Source organism: Actinomadura spongiicola (assembly GCF_003432485.1).
Taxonomy (GTDB): domain Bacteria; phylum Actinomycetota; class Actinomycetes; order Streptosporangiales; family Streptosporangiaceae; genus Spirillospora; species Spirillospora spongiicola.
On record NZ_QVNQ01000015.1, the window covers coordinates 46,623 to 61,078 of the forward strand.

At 71.4% G+C, this 14,456-nt stretch carries 13 protein-coding genes; 11 read left to right on the top strand and 2 right to left on the bottom strand.

Annotated elements, in window-relative coordinates; translation table 11 throughout:
* Positions 1-554: 554 nt before the first annotated feature.
* The gene (locus tag D0T12_RS33040) at positions 555-1,244 is read left to right on the top strand and encodes an alpha/beta fold hydrolase (RefSeq protein WP_117404789.1); all 690 of its coding nucleotides are present in this window, start codon (positions 555-557) and stop codon (positions 1,242-1,244) included.
* 1,038 nt (positions 1,245-2,282) lie between these two features.
* Here D0T12_RS33040 and D0T12_RS33045 read toward each other — a convergent pair.
* The gene (locus D0T12_RS33045; RefSeq protein ID WP_199487850.1) at positions 2,283-2,984 is read right to left on the bottom strand and encodes a TetR/AcrR family transcriptional regulator; all 702 of its coding nucleotides are present in this window, start codon (positions 2,982-2,984) and stop codon (positions 2,283-2,285) included.
* 93 nt (positions 2,985-3,077) lie between these two features.
* Between D0T12_RS33045 and D0T12_RS33050 the strand changes: the two genes are divergently transcribed.
* The gene (locus D0T12_RS33050; RefSeq protein WP_117404791.1) at positions 3,078-3,974 is read left to right on the top strand and encodes a TIGR03620 family F420-dependent LLM class oxidoreductase; all 897 of its coding nucleotides are present in this window, start codon (positions 3,078-3,080) and stop codon (positions 3,972-3,974) included.
* Positions 3,975-4,220: 246 nt separating this feature from the next.
* On the opposite strand, the gene D0T12_RS33055 is transcribed toward D0T12_RS33050, so the two are convergent.
* Positions 4,221-4,529: a hypothetical protein gene (locus D0T12_RS33055; protein WP_117404908.1), complete on the bottom strand. Its 309-nt coding sequence runs from the start codon at positions 4,527-4,529 to the stop codon at positions 4,221-4,223.
* 598 nt (positions 4,530-5,127) lie between these two features.
* Between D0T12_RS33055 and D0T12_RS33060 the strand changes: the two genes are divergently transcribed.
* The 9 genes from D0T12_RS33060 (at position 5,128) to D0T12_RS33100 (ending at position 14,393) form a co-directional block, all read left to right on the top strand.
* Positions 5,128-5,994: a helix-turn-helix domain-containing protein gene (locus D0T12_RS33060; RefSeq protein WP_117404910.1), complete on the top strand. Its 867-nt coding sequence runs from the start codon at positions 5,128-5,130 to the stop codon at positions 5,992-5,994.
* Between the two features lie 408 nt (positions 5,995-6,402).
* Positions 6,403-6,804 (top strand): nitroreductase family deazaflavin-dependent oxidoreductase, encoded by a 402-nt coding sequence (locus D0T12_RS33065; RefSeq protein WP_117404792.1) that lies wholly within the window; start codon positions 6,403-6,405, stop codon positions 6,802-6,804.
* A gap of 144 nt (positions 6,805-6,948) precedes the next feature.
* The gene (locus D0T12_RS33070; protein ID WP_117404794.1) at positions 6,949-7,965 is read left to right on the top strand and encodes a phosphotransferase enzyme family protein; all 1,017 of its coding nucleotides are present in this window, start codon (positions 6,949-6,951) and stop codon (positions 7,963-7,965) included.
* A 72-nt stretch (positions 7,966-8,037) separates the two neighbouring features.
* Positions 8,038-8,904, top strand: a complete 867-nt coding sequence (locus D0T12_RS33075) for an NAD(P)-dependent oxidoreductase (RefSeq protein WP_117404796.1) — start codon at positions 8,038-8,040, stop codon at positions 8,902-8,904.
* Between the two features lie 71 nt (positions 8,905-8,975).
* Complete coding sequence (locus D0T12_RS33080; protein ID WP_117404797.1) at positions 8,976-9,575, top strand: class I SAM-dependent methyltransferase; 600 nt, start codon at positions 8,976-8,978, stop codon at positions 9,573-9,575.
* Positions 9,576-9,627: 52 nt separating this feature from the next.
* Complete coding sequence (locus tag D0T12_RS33085) at positions 9,628-10,458, top strand: serine/threonine-protein kinase (protein ID WP_117404798.1); 831 nt, start codon at positions 9,628-9,630, stop codon at positions 10,456-10,458.
* On the top strand, positions 10,455-11,549 hold the full coding sequence (locus D0T12_RS33090) for a hypothetical protein (RefSeq protein ID WP_117404799.1): 1,095 nt from the start codon (positions 10,455-10,457) through the stop codon (positions 11,547-11,549). Before D0T12_RS33085 ends, D0T12_RS33090 begins: the two co-directional genes overlap by 4 nt.
* Positions 11,550-11,556: 7 nt before the next feature.
* Positions 11,557-13,029: a hypothetical protein gene (locus D0T12_RS33095; RefSeq protein ID WP_117404800.1), complete on the top strand. Its 1,473-nt coding sequence runs from the start codon at positions 11,557-11,559 to the stop codon at positions 13,027-13,029.
* Entirely contained in the window at positions 13,026-14,393 is a 1,368-nt protein-coding gene (locus D0T12_RS33100) for an AAA family ATPase (protein ID WP_233526438.1), read from the top strand. Before D0T12_RS33095 ends, D0T12_RS33100 begins: the two co-directional genes overlap by 4 nt.
* Positions 14,394-14,456: the final 63 nt, after the last annotated feature.

The following is a 14,456-nucleotide window of genomic DNA, read 5'->3' on the forward strand; positions in this document are numbered from 1 at the left end:
CCTGACTCGGCCCGCGCCGCTGGCGGTCGGCCTTCGCGGCTCGGTGGGCGGACCCTGCGGACCACGGCGGGCCCGAGCACCCACCCAGGGCGGGCTCGATCCCGCGACCCGGGCTCGACCCGCGCCGCTGGCGGTCGGCCTTCGCGGCTCGGTGGGCGGACCCTGCGGACCACGGCGGGCCCGAGCACCCACCCAGGGCGGGCTCGATCCCGCGACCCGGGCTCGACCCGCGCCGCTGGCGGTCGGCCTTCGCGGCTCGGTGGGCGGACCCTGCGGACCACGGCGGGCCCGAGCACCCACCCAGGGCGGGCTCGATCCCGCGACCCGGGCTCGACCCGCGCCGCTGGCGGTCGGCCTTCGCGGCTCGGTGGGCGGACCCTGCGGACCACGGCGGGGCCGAGCACCTACCCCGGGTATGCGTCGGCATGAACGCCTTCGGAGGACGTGTCACGTCCCGCAACGCGGAATGCTGAAAAAGGAGAACAGAGGGCACCCTCTGTCAGAGGCGGCTGGTAGTCATCGGTCCATCGCGAGGAGTCGGGAAACGGAGAAGCATGGCGACGTTCACACTCATCCCGGGTGCAGGCGGCCGGGCCTGGTACTGGCATCGGCTCGTTCCCGAGTTGCGGGCGCGGGGCCACGACACCATCGCGGTCGATCTTCCGGCCGGTGACGATTCCGCCGGTCTCCGTGCGTACGCCGACACCGTGGTGGAGGCGATCGCCGGACGGACGAACGTGATCCTGGTGGCACAGTCCATGGGAGGTTTCACGGCTCCGCTGGTCTGCGAACGCGTACCGGTGGGCCTGATGGTCCTGCTCAACGCCATGGTGCCGATTCCTGGTGAGACAGGCGGCGACTGGTGGGGCAACACCGGCCAGGCGCAGGCCATGGCCGACCTGGCGGCGCGTGAGGGGCACGGCCCGTTCGACGCCGGGGAGGGCTTCTTTCACGATGTCCCGCCGGAGGTGACTGCGGAGGCATTCGCTCAGGGCGAGCCACCGCAATCGTCGACGCCTTTCGCGGAGCCGTGGCCGCTTCACACGTGGCCTGACACACCGACCGTGTTCCTTCAGGGGAGGGACGACCGGTTCTTCCCTCTCGACTTCCAACGCCGCATCGTCCGAGAGAGGCTCGGCATACCGGTGGACGAAATGCCGGGCGGTCATCTGGTCGCCTTGAGTCGTCCCAAGGAACTTGCAGAACGCCTTGAGAAGTACCGCGTAGAGCGCACTTCCCTCTGATCGCGACCAGCCGCATCAGTCCACTCGTGGGCAAAGGCGACTGGAGGGGACGTGTCGACGGCGGTTCCGACAAGTCTCGCCGGGGCCATCGCGCACCGAGGATCAGCAGTAACCCGGCGCTCGCCAAGGCGGCACACCCACACTGCCACCAGCAGGTAACGCATCTCCCCCGCTGATCTGAACCCGCCATCACCGCCCAGAGGCGATCGCCGCCAACAACGCCAACCCGATGACTTCGACACTGGTCAACGACCACGGCAACCGAGGGGACACGGCGCCCGTCTACAAGCCACCGGCAGCAACGCGTCGGCTGCACGCTTACCCGGACTCGCCAGCACCACTAGGGCGAGTGCGGTCGGCTACGCCAGCCCCGGTGGCCACGGCAGTCGTCAACCACCTCGCGAAAGCAAGGAGTACGGCACCCATTCACAGCGCCGCCGACGGGCATCGGTGCCGTCTGCGCGCCGCACCTTGTAAACCGCCATCCCTTGCCTCAAGCGCCGTCAACCACGGCAGTTCGACGACCTCGACACTGGTCAACGACCACGCGAAACCAAGAGAGACGGCACCCGTCCACAACACCACCGACGAGCGACGCGTCGCCTGCACGCGGAAACCGCCTGCGCCACCCAGAACGATTCCAGCCGACTACGCCAGTCCGCCGGGCACGACACAGGTCAACCACCTCGCGAACAAGGGGGTTACGGCACTCGTCCGCTGCGGCGGTGGCGAGCCTTGGTGTGTTCGCGTGCAGTTGTCCGTGGAAGCCGCTGGCATCACCCGGGAAGCCAGCATCGCCGACTACGCCCGGCTCGGCGGCCACACACTCGAAACCAGCTCGCGAATCCAAAGGGCTTGGCACTCGTCCACTCGCTGGCGCAGGTGACGTGTTGTTTGAGCGTTGTTTCCGCAGGGCGTCAACAGCGCCCGGCCGCGGTCGAAGCCTGCGACGGCTTCCCGTGCGTCGACTCGTGTTGACGGCGACCTGTTTGAGAGGCGGCTTGGTCGCCGCCGGGGGCTGGAGTGCCGTGTTGGCGATCAGGTGGGGGTCTGGCGGCGGCGGTGTGCTTTTTGGCGGCAGGCCGCGCCGCAGAAGCGGGCGGGGCGGCCGGTGGTGGCGCGGGCGAGCGGGGTCGCGCATTCTTCGCATCGTGTTTCGTTACGTGGGCGAGTTTCGTTGTGTTTCGTTACGGGGCGGAGAGCGTCGCAGGCCAGGGACGTCATACGGCCCGGCGCGCCATGCGGGCGGGTGAGGCGTTCCATGGTCATGGCGCCAACCAGGAGGGTGCGGACTTCCTGGATCGTCACATCGTGACGCACTGCGCCCACGGCTTGGGCCCGGCGCAGCAGAGCGTCCAGGGCTGTGGTGAACTGCATGTCCTTGGAGGCCTTGTCGAAGGACCTCAGGTCCATCGACAGCGCGTCGCAGAGCGCGTGGTTGAACATCGCGCGTTCGACCACCCAGGCGAGGTAGTCGTAGAACGCCGTGGCCGGATCGTCGGCGTCGGCGAGGGAGCGGGCCTCCTCGATGACGCGGTCCACGCGGTCGGCGACGACGGCCTCGAACAGCGCTTCCTTGGTGGGGAAGTTGCGGTAGACGGTCCCGGCGCCGACACCGGCGCGGCGGGCGATCTCATCCAGTGGCGCCAGGCGACCGTCCGAAGCGAACGCCTCGAACGCCGCCTGGAGGATGCGCTCGCGGTTGCGGCGGGCGTCGGCGCGTTGCGGTCGGGCGGTCAACGGGGCCGTCACCTCCGATGGTTGACAAGCGGGGCGCGCGTTCCGATAAGTTCGCGGCTAACCGGGTTGTACGTTCCGATTATAGGAGGGCCGATGGCGGCGGTGGACGAGGCGAGGATCAGGTTGGGACGGGTCGGTGCGGGCCTCATGACGCCCATCGCGCCCGCGGAGGATTGGCGGCACGCGGCGCGGCGCGTCGAGGCGGCGGGCTACGGGGCCATCTGGGTCAACGAGGTGATCGGGGGGCGCGAGGTCTTCACGCAGCTGAGCGTGATGCTCGCGGCGACCCGGAGGGTCGTGCTCGGGTCGGCGATCGCGAACGTGTGGGCGCGTCATCCCGCGACCATGCAGGGCGCGGCCTCGGTGCTGGCCGACGCCTACCCGGGACGGCTCGCACTCGGCATCGGCGTCAGCATCGGTGCGATCGTGGAGCAGAGCGGGCAGAAGTGGACGAGCCCGCTGAGCCGGATGCGGGAGTATGTCGACGCGATGGACGCGGCGGTCGAGGCCGCTCCGAGGCCCGAGGTGCCGTTCCCCCGTTTGGTGGCCGCCCTGGGACCGCGGATGCAGGACCTGGCGCGGGAGAAGGCGGACGGAGCCCTTCCCGCCGCCATGCCCGTCGAGCACACACGACTGGCCCGGGAACGGCTCGGTCCGGACAAGCTGCTGATCGTCGCTCAGACCGCGATCCTGGAGACTAGTCCGGAGAAGGCGCGCGGTGTCGCGCGAGGGACCCAGTTGCTGACTCTTCCCGGTTCGCCCTACGCCCGTTCGCTCAGGAACCTCGGTTTCGGGGACGCCGACCTGGCCGACGGCGGATCGGACGAGGTCATCGACGCCTGTTTCAGCTGGGGTGACGAGGTGACCATCGGGCGGAGAATCCAGGAGCATCTGGATGCGGGCGCCGACCATGTATGTGTCACCACGATCGCCCCGGACTTGCCGTCGTCCCTAGATGTGTACGAACGCCTCGCTCCGCTGCTTGTCTAGACGCGCCCGCGTTCATGCCCAGGTGCTGCGGGTGGTCTGCCTCAAGGTGCCCTCCGGCAGCTTGCCGGTCTCGGTACGACAGGCTGTCTCGGGCGCAACGGCGTGCGCGCTCGCCGCCTTCGTCCTGACGCACCGCGACGCCTGAGGCGGAGCGTCAGAACGAAGGCGAGTTCGAAGGCGCCGCGTCGCTCGTCGCGCACGTTCTTCGCGGCGCGGGACGTGATGTCACGCGGGACGAGGTTGCCTTCAACCTGGTTGAAGGGACGATGTCCGGACGGCCAGGCGCTCGCGGAGCATGTCGACGGCCTCGGCGATGTGCGGCGCGGCGGCCTGGGCGCGGACGCGGCGCCCCTCCAGGTCGACGATGGCCTGCGCCAGCGCCGGGCGCGGCAGCGATCGGTCAGCCACGACGCTCAATGTGACCTGCACGGACGTGACGTCCCTCGCGGACGCCAGCGCCTGCCGGACGGCACGCTCCGCCGCCCCACGTTCGTGCGCCGTGACATCACCCGAGGTCAGGAACCGGATCTCCGGTCCCTCACGGGTCGCTTTCATGTCTCCCCCCAGTGACGCGATGGTGCGGAGGCGGTTCGCCTCACTGACCACAGAACGTCGCACGCGTCCCAGAACTCACCCGGATCGGACGAGAGCTTCATCACCTCGGCGCGGGATCGGTCCGGCGGCGGGCCGGGTTCCGACATGATCTCTTTGGCCGCCGGCCCCGGATTATTCACCGGAATGCGGAGTGAACGTCATTCGAACGTCATGGACCGCGCGAGAAATCACGCACCCCGGATTGGTCGGCGGCGGCGTCGAAGAACACCCGTCAATTCGTGCACCACCCGGGCCTCCGCTGCGGATACGGTCCGTCCGCCCGTCTCCCTTCCTCGGGGGCGCCACGTTCCGCATTCGCCTAAACACCGACGGCACCTGGTCACCGACCGTGCCCGCCGACGCGTCCACGCACCGCCGGGCACGTCGCCTTAGATCGTCCGCGGACGGAGAATTCGTACTTCCCAAAAAGGCGGTCGCATCCTCTAACATAGGGCGGTGCCATGCCCTCTCCGAGCAGACCCGTCGACTGGCTGGTGACCCCTTGGCCCAGAGTTCAGCTGCCCCAACACCTCCGTCCGAAGGTGAACCGGTCGGACGGCTGATCGACTATCCCCGCCGCGGTGGCCCCACCGTGCTGCGCATCCTGCTCGGCGCGCAACTTCGTCGTCTCCGCGAGGCACGCGGCATCTCCACCGAGCAGGCGGGCTACGAGATCCGCGGCTCGCACTCCAAGATCAGCCGGATGGAGCTCGGCCGGGTCGGTTTCAAGGAGCGCGACGTCTCCGATCTGCTCACCCTGTACGGGGTTTCCGACCCGGCCGAACGCGCGCCGCTGCTGGAGTTGGCGAAGGAGGCCAACACTCCCGGCTGGTGGCACCGCTACGGCGACGTCCTGCCGAGCTGGTTCGAGGTCTACCTCGGCCTGGAAGAGGCGGCGACGCTGCTGCGCACCTACGAGCTGCAGTTCGTGCCGGGCCTGATGCAGACCGAGGACTACGCCCGCGCCGTCGTCCGGCTCGGGTTCTCCGACGCCGCCGAGGACGAGGTCGAGCGGCGCGTGCAGCTCCGTGCGACCCGGCAGGAACGTTTCACATCGGCGAGCGCCCCGACGCTGTGGGCCGTCGTGGACGAGGCGGTCGTCCGCCGTCCACTCGGCGGCCGCACGGTGATGCGGCAGCAGATCGAGCATCTGATCGAGATGTCGGAACTGCCCAACGTGACGTTGCAGCTCGTGCCGTTCGGCGCGGGAGGCCACGCCGCGGCGGGCGGCCCGTTCACGATACTGCGGTTCGCTGAGCCGGGCCTGTCCGACGTCGTCTACCTGGAGCAGCTCACCAGCGCGCTCTACCTCGACAAGCCGACGGACGTCGACACCTACATGCGCGCGATGAACAACCTCTGCATCACCGCCGCCCGTCCCGACCGGACCGCGGACCTCCTCGCCGGCATCCTCAACGACATCTGATCCTGCCGGACGCGCCGACGGACACCGACGGCCAGGGAACTCCGCGGCCTCGCCACACGACACGGGGAAGCCGCACCACGCCCGTACAGGGCTGCGGCTCACCGTCAGCGGACGCGGCGACGCGACCTCCGATCCTGCCGGGCGCGCCGATGACGTGGGTGGGGCCGTTCACGGCTCGTCCGGTGGGGCGCCGGGTGGGGTTCGTGGTGGTTCGGACGAGGCGGGACGGTTTGTGAGAGATGTCGTGAGTTGATTGGTGGTTGTTGTTGGTGGGCGGAGTCGGTGGAAAGCCCAGGTGGGAGGGGTGCTGAGTGAGTGGGGATTTGCCGGGGAAGGTTGCGGAAGGTTCGGCTGTTATGTGGGGGCTGTACCCGGGGCACGGATCGAACTCAACGTTGAGGAGAAACCATGCTGTTCGGCAAAGAGCACGTCGCGCGTTACCAGGAGACCGACGGTGAAGTAGGACACGAGTGGCAGGGCACCGTCACGCTGCTGCTCACGACGATCGGGCGCCACAGCGGGAAGGAGCGCACCACCCCGCTCATCTACCAGCCCGAAGGGGACGCCTACCTCGTGGTGGCGTCCAAGGGCGGGGACGACGACCATCCGCTCTGGTACAAGAACCTGGAGGCGAACCCCGAGGTGAAAGTGCAGGTGAAGGGGGACAAGTTCACCGCACGCGCCCGGACCGCGACGCCGGAGGAAAAGCCCGCGATGTGGTCGAAGATGGCGGCCGTCTGGCCCGATTTCGACTCGTACCAGACGAAGACGGACCGCGATATTCCCGTGGTCGTCCTCGAACGCGTTTGAACCCCGTTTCACTTTCGCGGCGCGGACGGGACGTGTAGCGTCGCCATAGAACATTCATTCGACCATCGTCCGTCCGAGGTGCCAAGGTGCCGACGTCACAGAGCGAACGTTCGTCGTCCGGTTCGGTCCCGCCGGGGATGAGAAGTGCTCGACACTGACCCGCCGTCGCGGCTGCTGAGGCGCTGGGAGATCGACGCGTCCGGCCTGGACCCGCTGGACACCGGCCGCCGGTGCTGGCGCGTCGACTCCGCGGACGGTGCGTTCTTCCTGAAGGAGTACGTCGAGCCCGAGCGGCGGCGCGTGCTGTTCCGGCACAGGATCACCGCGGCGCTGGACGAGGCGGGGCTGCCCGTTCTCGCGCCGATGGCGGCGCGCGGTGGCCGGACGCTGGTCACCGCCGCCGGGCGCGGCTACGTCCTGTATCCGTGGGTCGGGGGACGCGGGCGCGGCGGGTTGGAGCTCACGTTCGGGCAGTGTGAGACGCTCGGGGAGTTGCTCGGACGCCTGCACGCGACGCTCGACCGGTTGACGCCGCCCGTGCAGCAGAGCCTGCTGGTGCCGACGCCGCGGGCCGCCGACGCGGCGAACGCCGTCGAGGAGATGCTGCGGGACGTGCCGGGCGACGGCACCGACTTCGACGCGCTGACCGCACGCCGCCTGCGGGAGCGCCGCGACCTGCTCGCCGACTTCGCCGGTCACCAGCCGCCGGAGATCGAGACCAGCACGGTCGGTCATCTGCACGGTTCCTTCCACGCCGGGCATCTGCGGTACGGCGGGGCGGGCAACGTCACCGCCGTCCTCGGCTGGGGCCGGTTGACGACCGGTCCGGTCGCCGGTGAGGTGGTGCGGGCGGCGGCGCGGCTGTTCGCGTGCGACGACGAACGCGGCCTCGACCTCGACCGTGTCCAGGCGTTCGTCCGCGGGCACCGGGCGGCGTTCCCGCTGGACGCCGGGCAGATCCAGTGCGCGGTGCACCGGGAGTGGTGGGAGCGGCTCTGCGACGTGGCGCCGCTGCGGCACCGGTACCTGGGCGGGTCCGGGTCGGCGCCCGCCGACACCGCTCTCGTGGCCTGGTGGTCGGCCCATCTCGACCGCACGTTGGACGCGTTCGCCGCGCCGTACACCGACGACGCGCTGGGGGACAGTCCCGCCTACGGATGAAGGCGCGTGGGGGACGGGAAGATCGGCGTGTGGTAGAAAATTCTGTATCGGACAGTCTAAAAGGAGGGAACGATGACCTCAGTCGCGATGCTCGGTACCGGGATCATGGGCGCGGCGATGGCCCGCAACCTGCTCAGGGGCGGCCACACGGTCACGGCGTGGAACCGCACCCGGTCACGCGCCGAACCCCTGGCCGCGGACGGTGCGAAGGTGGTCGACTCCCCCGCCGAGGCCGTCGCCGACGCGGAAGTCGTCATCACAATGTTGAAGGACGGCGAGACGGCCCTGTCCGTCCTGGAGACGGCGGCGGAGTCGTTGCGCGCCGGGCAGGTGTGGGCGCAGATGGGGACGGTCGGTGTGGCGTCCGTGCCGCGACTCGCGGGCTTCGCCGCCGAGCGGGGGCTCACGTTCGTGGACGCGCCCGTCCAGGGGACGAAGCAGCCCGCCGAACAGGGAAGGCTGGTGATCCTCGCGGCCGGTCCGAAGGACGCGCGGACCGTCCTCGACCCGCTGTTCGACACGGTCGGATCTAGGACGCACTGGTTGGAAGAGGACGGGGCGAGCGGGGCGGGCACCCGGCTGAAGCTCGCCGCCGTGAGCTACGCGATCTCGCTGACGTCCGTGATCGCCGAGTCGGTCGCGCTGACGGAGGGGCTCGGCCTCGACCCGTCCCTGCTCGGCGAGGTCCTCACCGGCGGGCCGCTCGACAACGCGTACCTGCAGGTCAAAATGAAGGCCATGGTGACCGGCGACTTCTCCACGAGCTTCGCCGTCGACAACGCGGAGAAGAACACGCGGCTGATCCACGAAGCGGCCGAGTCCGCGGGGATCCGCGTCGACGTCAACGACGCGACGGGCGAGCGGTTGCGGCGCGTCATCGCGCAGGGGCACGGCGACGAGGACATGGCCGCCACCTACCGCGCGAGCTTTTCCGGCTGATCCCCGACGATCGTTATCGTGGAGGTCCGGACGACCATCCCCTGCGGCACGCTCCAGACCAGGCGGAGACGATGACCGAGTACTGGAACCACAACACGCACTACCACGGCATCGTGCTGCGGGCCATGCCGCGCGGGTGCGGCGAGGCGCTGGACGTCGGGTGCGGGGACGGCCTGCTCGTGCGGCGGCTCGCCCCCCGCGCCCGGCACGTCACCGGCATCGACCGGTCGCCCGACATGATCCTCAAGGCGAAGACGCTCAGCGCCGGGATCGGCAACATCGACTTCGTCGAGGCGGGGCTTCCGGAGTACGACCTGCCCGAGGAGCACTACGACCTCGTGTGCAGCGTCGCCGCGATCCACCACATGGACTTCACCAAGGGCGTGACGGCGATGCGCGACGCCGTCCGCCCGGGCGGGAGCCTCGTCGTCATCGGCCTCGCCACCAACGGGAACCTTCGTGACTGGGCGTACGCGGTGGCGGGGGTCCCCGCGCACCACGTCCACCGGCTCCGCAACCGGCGGCGCGCGGGCGGGCCGGGCGCCCCGGTCACCGATCCGCACATGACCTGGGACGAGGTGCGCGACGAGGCGCTGCGGCTGCTGCCCGGCGCCGTCTTCCAACGGCATCTGCTGTGGCGTTACTCCATCGTGTGGCGCAAACCGCGCTGACCTCGGCGCCACAGGGCCGGGAGCGTCCGAAGCCTCCTGTACTGTCTGCCGCATGTCCCGGGCCCCCGGCGTCCCGACCCCCGACGAGCTGGAGACGCGCATCACCGAGCTGCGCGCCGCCGTGCGCAGGGCCATGGCGACCGGCGACCGCGGGACGGCCCGTGAGCTGCGCGCCGAGCTGCGCGCGGCGGAACGCGCGTGGGACGACGCCGTCCTCGGCGACGACGCCCACGAGAGGGGCGGGCGGCGCGCCTCGCCGCCGGTCCGCGAACGCGCTCACCAGGCGCTGACCCTGCTCGGCGCGCCCGCAGCCCCGAAGCTGGTCTCTTCCGTGTACGCGGCGTTCTTCCCCGGTGAGATCCCCGGGGCCCGTCTGTCGAGTCTGCGGCGCGACGAGGAGCGCTCCTTCCGGGCGGCGCCGTACACCCGGCCGTACTACCTGTGCGCCGCCCTCACCGCCGACGCGCTCGCGCCCGCCCGGGGGCTGCTCGCCGTCAGCACCTGGCCGTTGGAGCAGCGGATCGTCGGGCCGCTGAGCCTCCGCACCGACTTTCTCACCGCCGCGATCCGGCTCGCCGAGCACACCGCCGGGCTCGGAACGCCGTCGCCCGAGACGCGGCGGCTGCTGCGGCGTTTCGCGTACGCCATTCCCGGCGCCATGACCGGTACGGCCGGTACAGTCGATCCGGCCGCGCTCGCCGAGGGCGCCCGCGCCGAGCTGGACGTGCACCGGGAAACGGACCGGCGGCACCGCGAGTCCGCCGCGCGGCGCGCCCGGGACCGGCTGCACGACGCGGAACGCCTCTTCGGCCGCCGACCGCGGCCCGTGCGGGGCATCGCCGCCAAGGGAAAGCGCGCCACCAAGGGAAAGACGGACCGATGATCGACACCGCACCGGATCTGGAGCGGCTGCGCGGCGGCGCTCCCCCGCGCAACCACGACGCCCGCACGATCGCCGCGCTGACGTCCAATCCCGGCTGCGCCCGCCGCGGCGTGCTCGACGCCGCCGGTGTCGACAAGGACGCGGTGGCGCGGGAACTGGGCTTTCCCGCGCCGTTCGGCCAGTCCCAGTTCGCGATCACGCGGGGGAACGCGTTCGAGGCGCAGGTGAAGGCGGACGGAGGCGCGGAGCTGCTGGCGCTCCTGCGCGACCATCTCGGCCTCGACGTGCCCGAGGTCGCCTACGACGACCTGGAGGTCGTCGCGGGGGACGAGGGGCGCGAGCTGCGCCATTCGCGGACCAGGCGGCTCATCGCCCGCGCGCTGGAGACCGGCGCGGGCACGCTGTTCGACCATCCGCTGCTCCGGCTGGAGATCGCCGGAAGCCCCGCCTACCTGGAGCCCGACGTCATCGCGTTCCAGCTCGCGGGACGGCTGCACGTCATCGAGATCAAGTCGTTCGCCGTGGTGGACGGTCAGGCGGAGCCGGAGCAGGTCGCCGCCGCGGCCCGGCAGGCGGCCGTGTACGTGCTGGCGCTGCGCCGCCTCGTGGCGGAGCTGGGGCATGATCCGGAACGGGTCTCGCACGAGGTGATCCTCGTCTGCCCGGAGAACTTCTCCAACCGGCCGACCGCGACGCCGATAGACGTCCGGCCGCAGCTCGCCGTCCTCGGACGGCAGCTCGCGCGCCTCACCCGCGTCGACGAGCTACTCGCGGAACTGCCCGACGACCTGACGTTCGAGCCCGGCGCGACGCTCGCCGCGTCGGTCCGCACGGTGAAGGCCCGGTACGCGCCGGAGTGCATCTCGGGGTGCGAGATGGCGTTGTTCTGCCGGGACGAGGCGCGGGCGTGCGGGGAGACGGGCGCGCTCGGCCGGTCCGTCCGCGACGATCTCGGCGGCATCGACACGATCGGGACCGCGCTGGCGCTGGCGGACGGGTCGCTGGCCCCGTCCGATGACCTGGCCGAGACCGCCGAGCAGCTGCGCGCCGCGTCGCGCCTGCGCGCCGAGGCGCTGCGCGGGGGCGTGTGATCCGCCGATGAGCGCACTGTCCTCACTGGCTCGGCTGGAGGCGGCGGCCGCCGGTGTCGCGCAGCCCCTCGCGACGGTGCGGCACTGCCATGTGTCGGACCGGCCGCTGGTGCTCGTCCCGCTGAAGCTCGCCGGGGAGGCGGCCGCGCCGCTGGCGGTGATGGTCGGCGGCGAGCCGGACGACCCGACGACGCTGATCGTGCCGCAGCCCCGCAACCGCGACCTGCGGTTCGCGTTCGCGTCCGCCCTCGCCAAGATCGTCCTGAACCACATCGAGGCGGGCCGCGGCGCGGTGGAGGAGCTTCCGCCAGGTAAGGACGGTGAGGAACGCATCCGGTACGGGGACGCGCCGCAACTCCTCGTCCCGAACCTCGGGGGTGTCGCGTTCCTGCGGCTGCTGGGGCGTTCGACGCGGTTCCGCAGCACCGAGGGCCCGTACGCGGTCGACGCGGCGGTGCCGGTGTTCGGACGATGGCTGACCTGGTTCGCCGACCGCCACGACCATCCCGGGTCGTCGCTGATGGGCGCGATGACCCAACTGCTCCGGCTGCACTGGGCGACGGGCCAGAGCTCCCTGGAGGACGGCAACCTCGCCGCGCTCCTCGGCTGGATCGACCCCCCGGACGGACTGGACGGTCCGGCCGCCGCGGCCCGCGCCGAGGACCCGGTGGTCAGCCCCCCGGCGGGCCCGGCGACCGACCCCACGTTCGACAACGAGGTCCTCGCCCCGGCGATCGCCGCCTACGACCGGTCCGGCCCCGGCTCCGCCGCCGAGGAACGGCTCCGCGCCGCCCTCACCTCGCAGCTCGCCCCGACCTGGGACCTCATGTGGCGTGCCGTGGGCCTGCTGCGCGCGCTGCCGGAGGGCGCCAGCGTGCGGGGACGCTGGGAACGCGACCGGGACGCGTTCACCTACTACCACCAGACATTCGGTGAGGCGTATCCGCAGCCGCGCCGCGACCCGCCCGTCCGGGCCGCGCGGCGGCTGCACGACCTCGAACGCGCCCAGGACGCCTACGACGCGCAACGCGCCTTCGACGACCCGCTCGTCATGGCCGAGCACCGGTTGGCGGGCCAGGCGTTCGGCGGCGTCGTCACCGACTGCGACCCGACCCGCCTGGACGAGACGGGCAAACGCCCGAAACTCCGCCCGCATCTGCGCGTCTCGACGGCGGACCCGGTGCGGCTCGACGTCGGGACGACCGTGTGCAGCGCGGCGCGTCCCGCGCTCAAGGGGAGAATCGTGGAGTTGGGAGACGGCGGCGTGCTGCTCGAACTGACCGGAGGGATGGGCCGCAAACTCACCCCCGAGCCGGGCGCCGTCCCCAGGGTCGGCGACCGCGTGTGCTTCACCTCCCTGACGGACGGGTCGTTCGGCGCCGCGAAGTTCCCCGACCGCGAGAACACGCCGTGGACGCACGGCGGGCCGCCCGAGGAGTACGCGCCGACCGAAGACGACGCCGACGAGGACTGGTCGTGACCGAACACGTGAACCGCCGTCCGGCCCCGGTCGGGTCGGCGGACGGGCAGGACCCGGCGCGGGAGGCCACGCGCGCCGTGGAGAACGTCCTCGCCGACCTCGGCGGCGGGCACCGCGGCGTGGTCGTCGACTCCCCGCCGGGCGCGGGCAAGTCGACGCTGGTGGTCCGCGCCGCCGCGCACCTCGCCGCGGCCGGTGAGCGGCTGATGATCGTGGCGCAGACCAACGAGCAGGTGGACGACCTCATCGACCGGATCGCCGGACGGCACCCCGCCATCACGCTCGGACGGCTGTCGGCGTCGGGGTACGTCGCGTCCGAGCGGGTCCTGGCGCATCCCGCGGTGCGGGTCGCGCAGAAGGCCGACGACCTCGCCGAGCACACCATCGTGATCGCCACGGCGGCGAAATGGGCGACGCTCGCGGACGGGTCCTGGCCGTGGGCGATCGTGGACGAGGCATACCAGATGCGCTCCGACATGCTGCTGCGCATCGCGGGCCGGTTCGAGCGGGCGCTGTTCGTCGGCGACCCCGGGCAGCTCGACCCGTTCTCCACGGTCGAGGTCGAACGCTGGGCGGGCCTCACCTGGGACCCGATGCGCAGCGCGGTGTCCGTCCTGCTGGCCCACAACCCCGACCTGCCCGTGCACCGGCTGCCCGTGTCCTGGCGGCTGCCCGCGTCGGCGGCGCCGGTCGTGTCTGACGCGTTCTACCCGTTCACCGGATTCCGCGCCGGGACCGGCCACGACGACCGGCGCCTGGAGTTCCAGGCGGGCGGCATGGGCACCACATACGATCGGGCCGTCGACGAGGCCGCGGCCACCGGCTGGGCCCTCTACGAACTGCCCGCCCGGCACACGCTGCGCACCGACGCCGAGGCCGTCCGGGCGACGGCGGCGCTCGCCGTCCGGCTGCTGCAGCGCGGCCCCGTCGCGCACTCCGAGCACGGCACGAACCCGGTGGACGCCTCGCGCGTCGCCATCGGCGCCGCCCACCGCGACCAGGTCACCGCGATCCGCGCCGCCCTCGGCCCGCACGGCAACGGCATCACCGTCGACACCGCGAACCGGCTCCAGGGCCGCGAGTACGACGTGACGGTCGTCCTGCACCCGCTGTCGGGGCGCCGCGACGCGACCGCGTTCCACCTGGAGTCCGGGCGGCTGTGCGTCCTGACCTCACGGCACCGGCACGCGTGCGTCGTGGTCGCGCGGGCGGGCATCCCCGAACTGCTGGACGCGCACCCGTCCGCCGAACCGGTGCACCTCGGCGTGCCGGTGAAGTTCCCGGACGGCTGGGAGGCCAACCAGTCGGTCCTCGCGCACCTGGCCCGGCACCGCGTCCCCGGAGAAGGATCTTCGCCGGGTTGAAGATCGCGTCCCGGTACGAGGCGGGGTCCCGGGCGGATACTGTGAGATCCGGTGCCTCAGGAT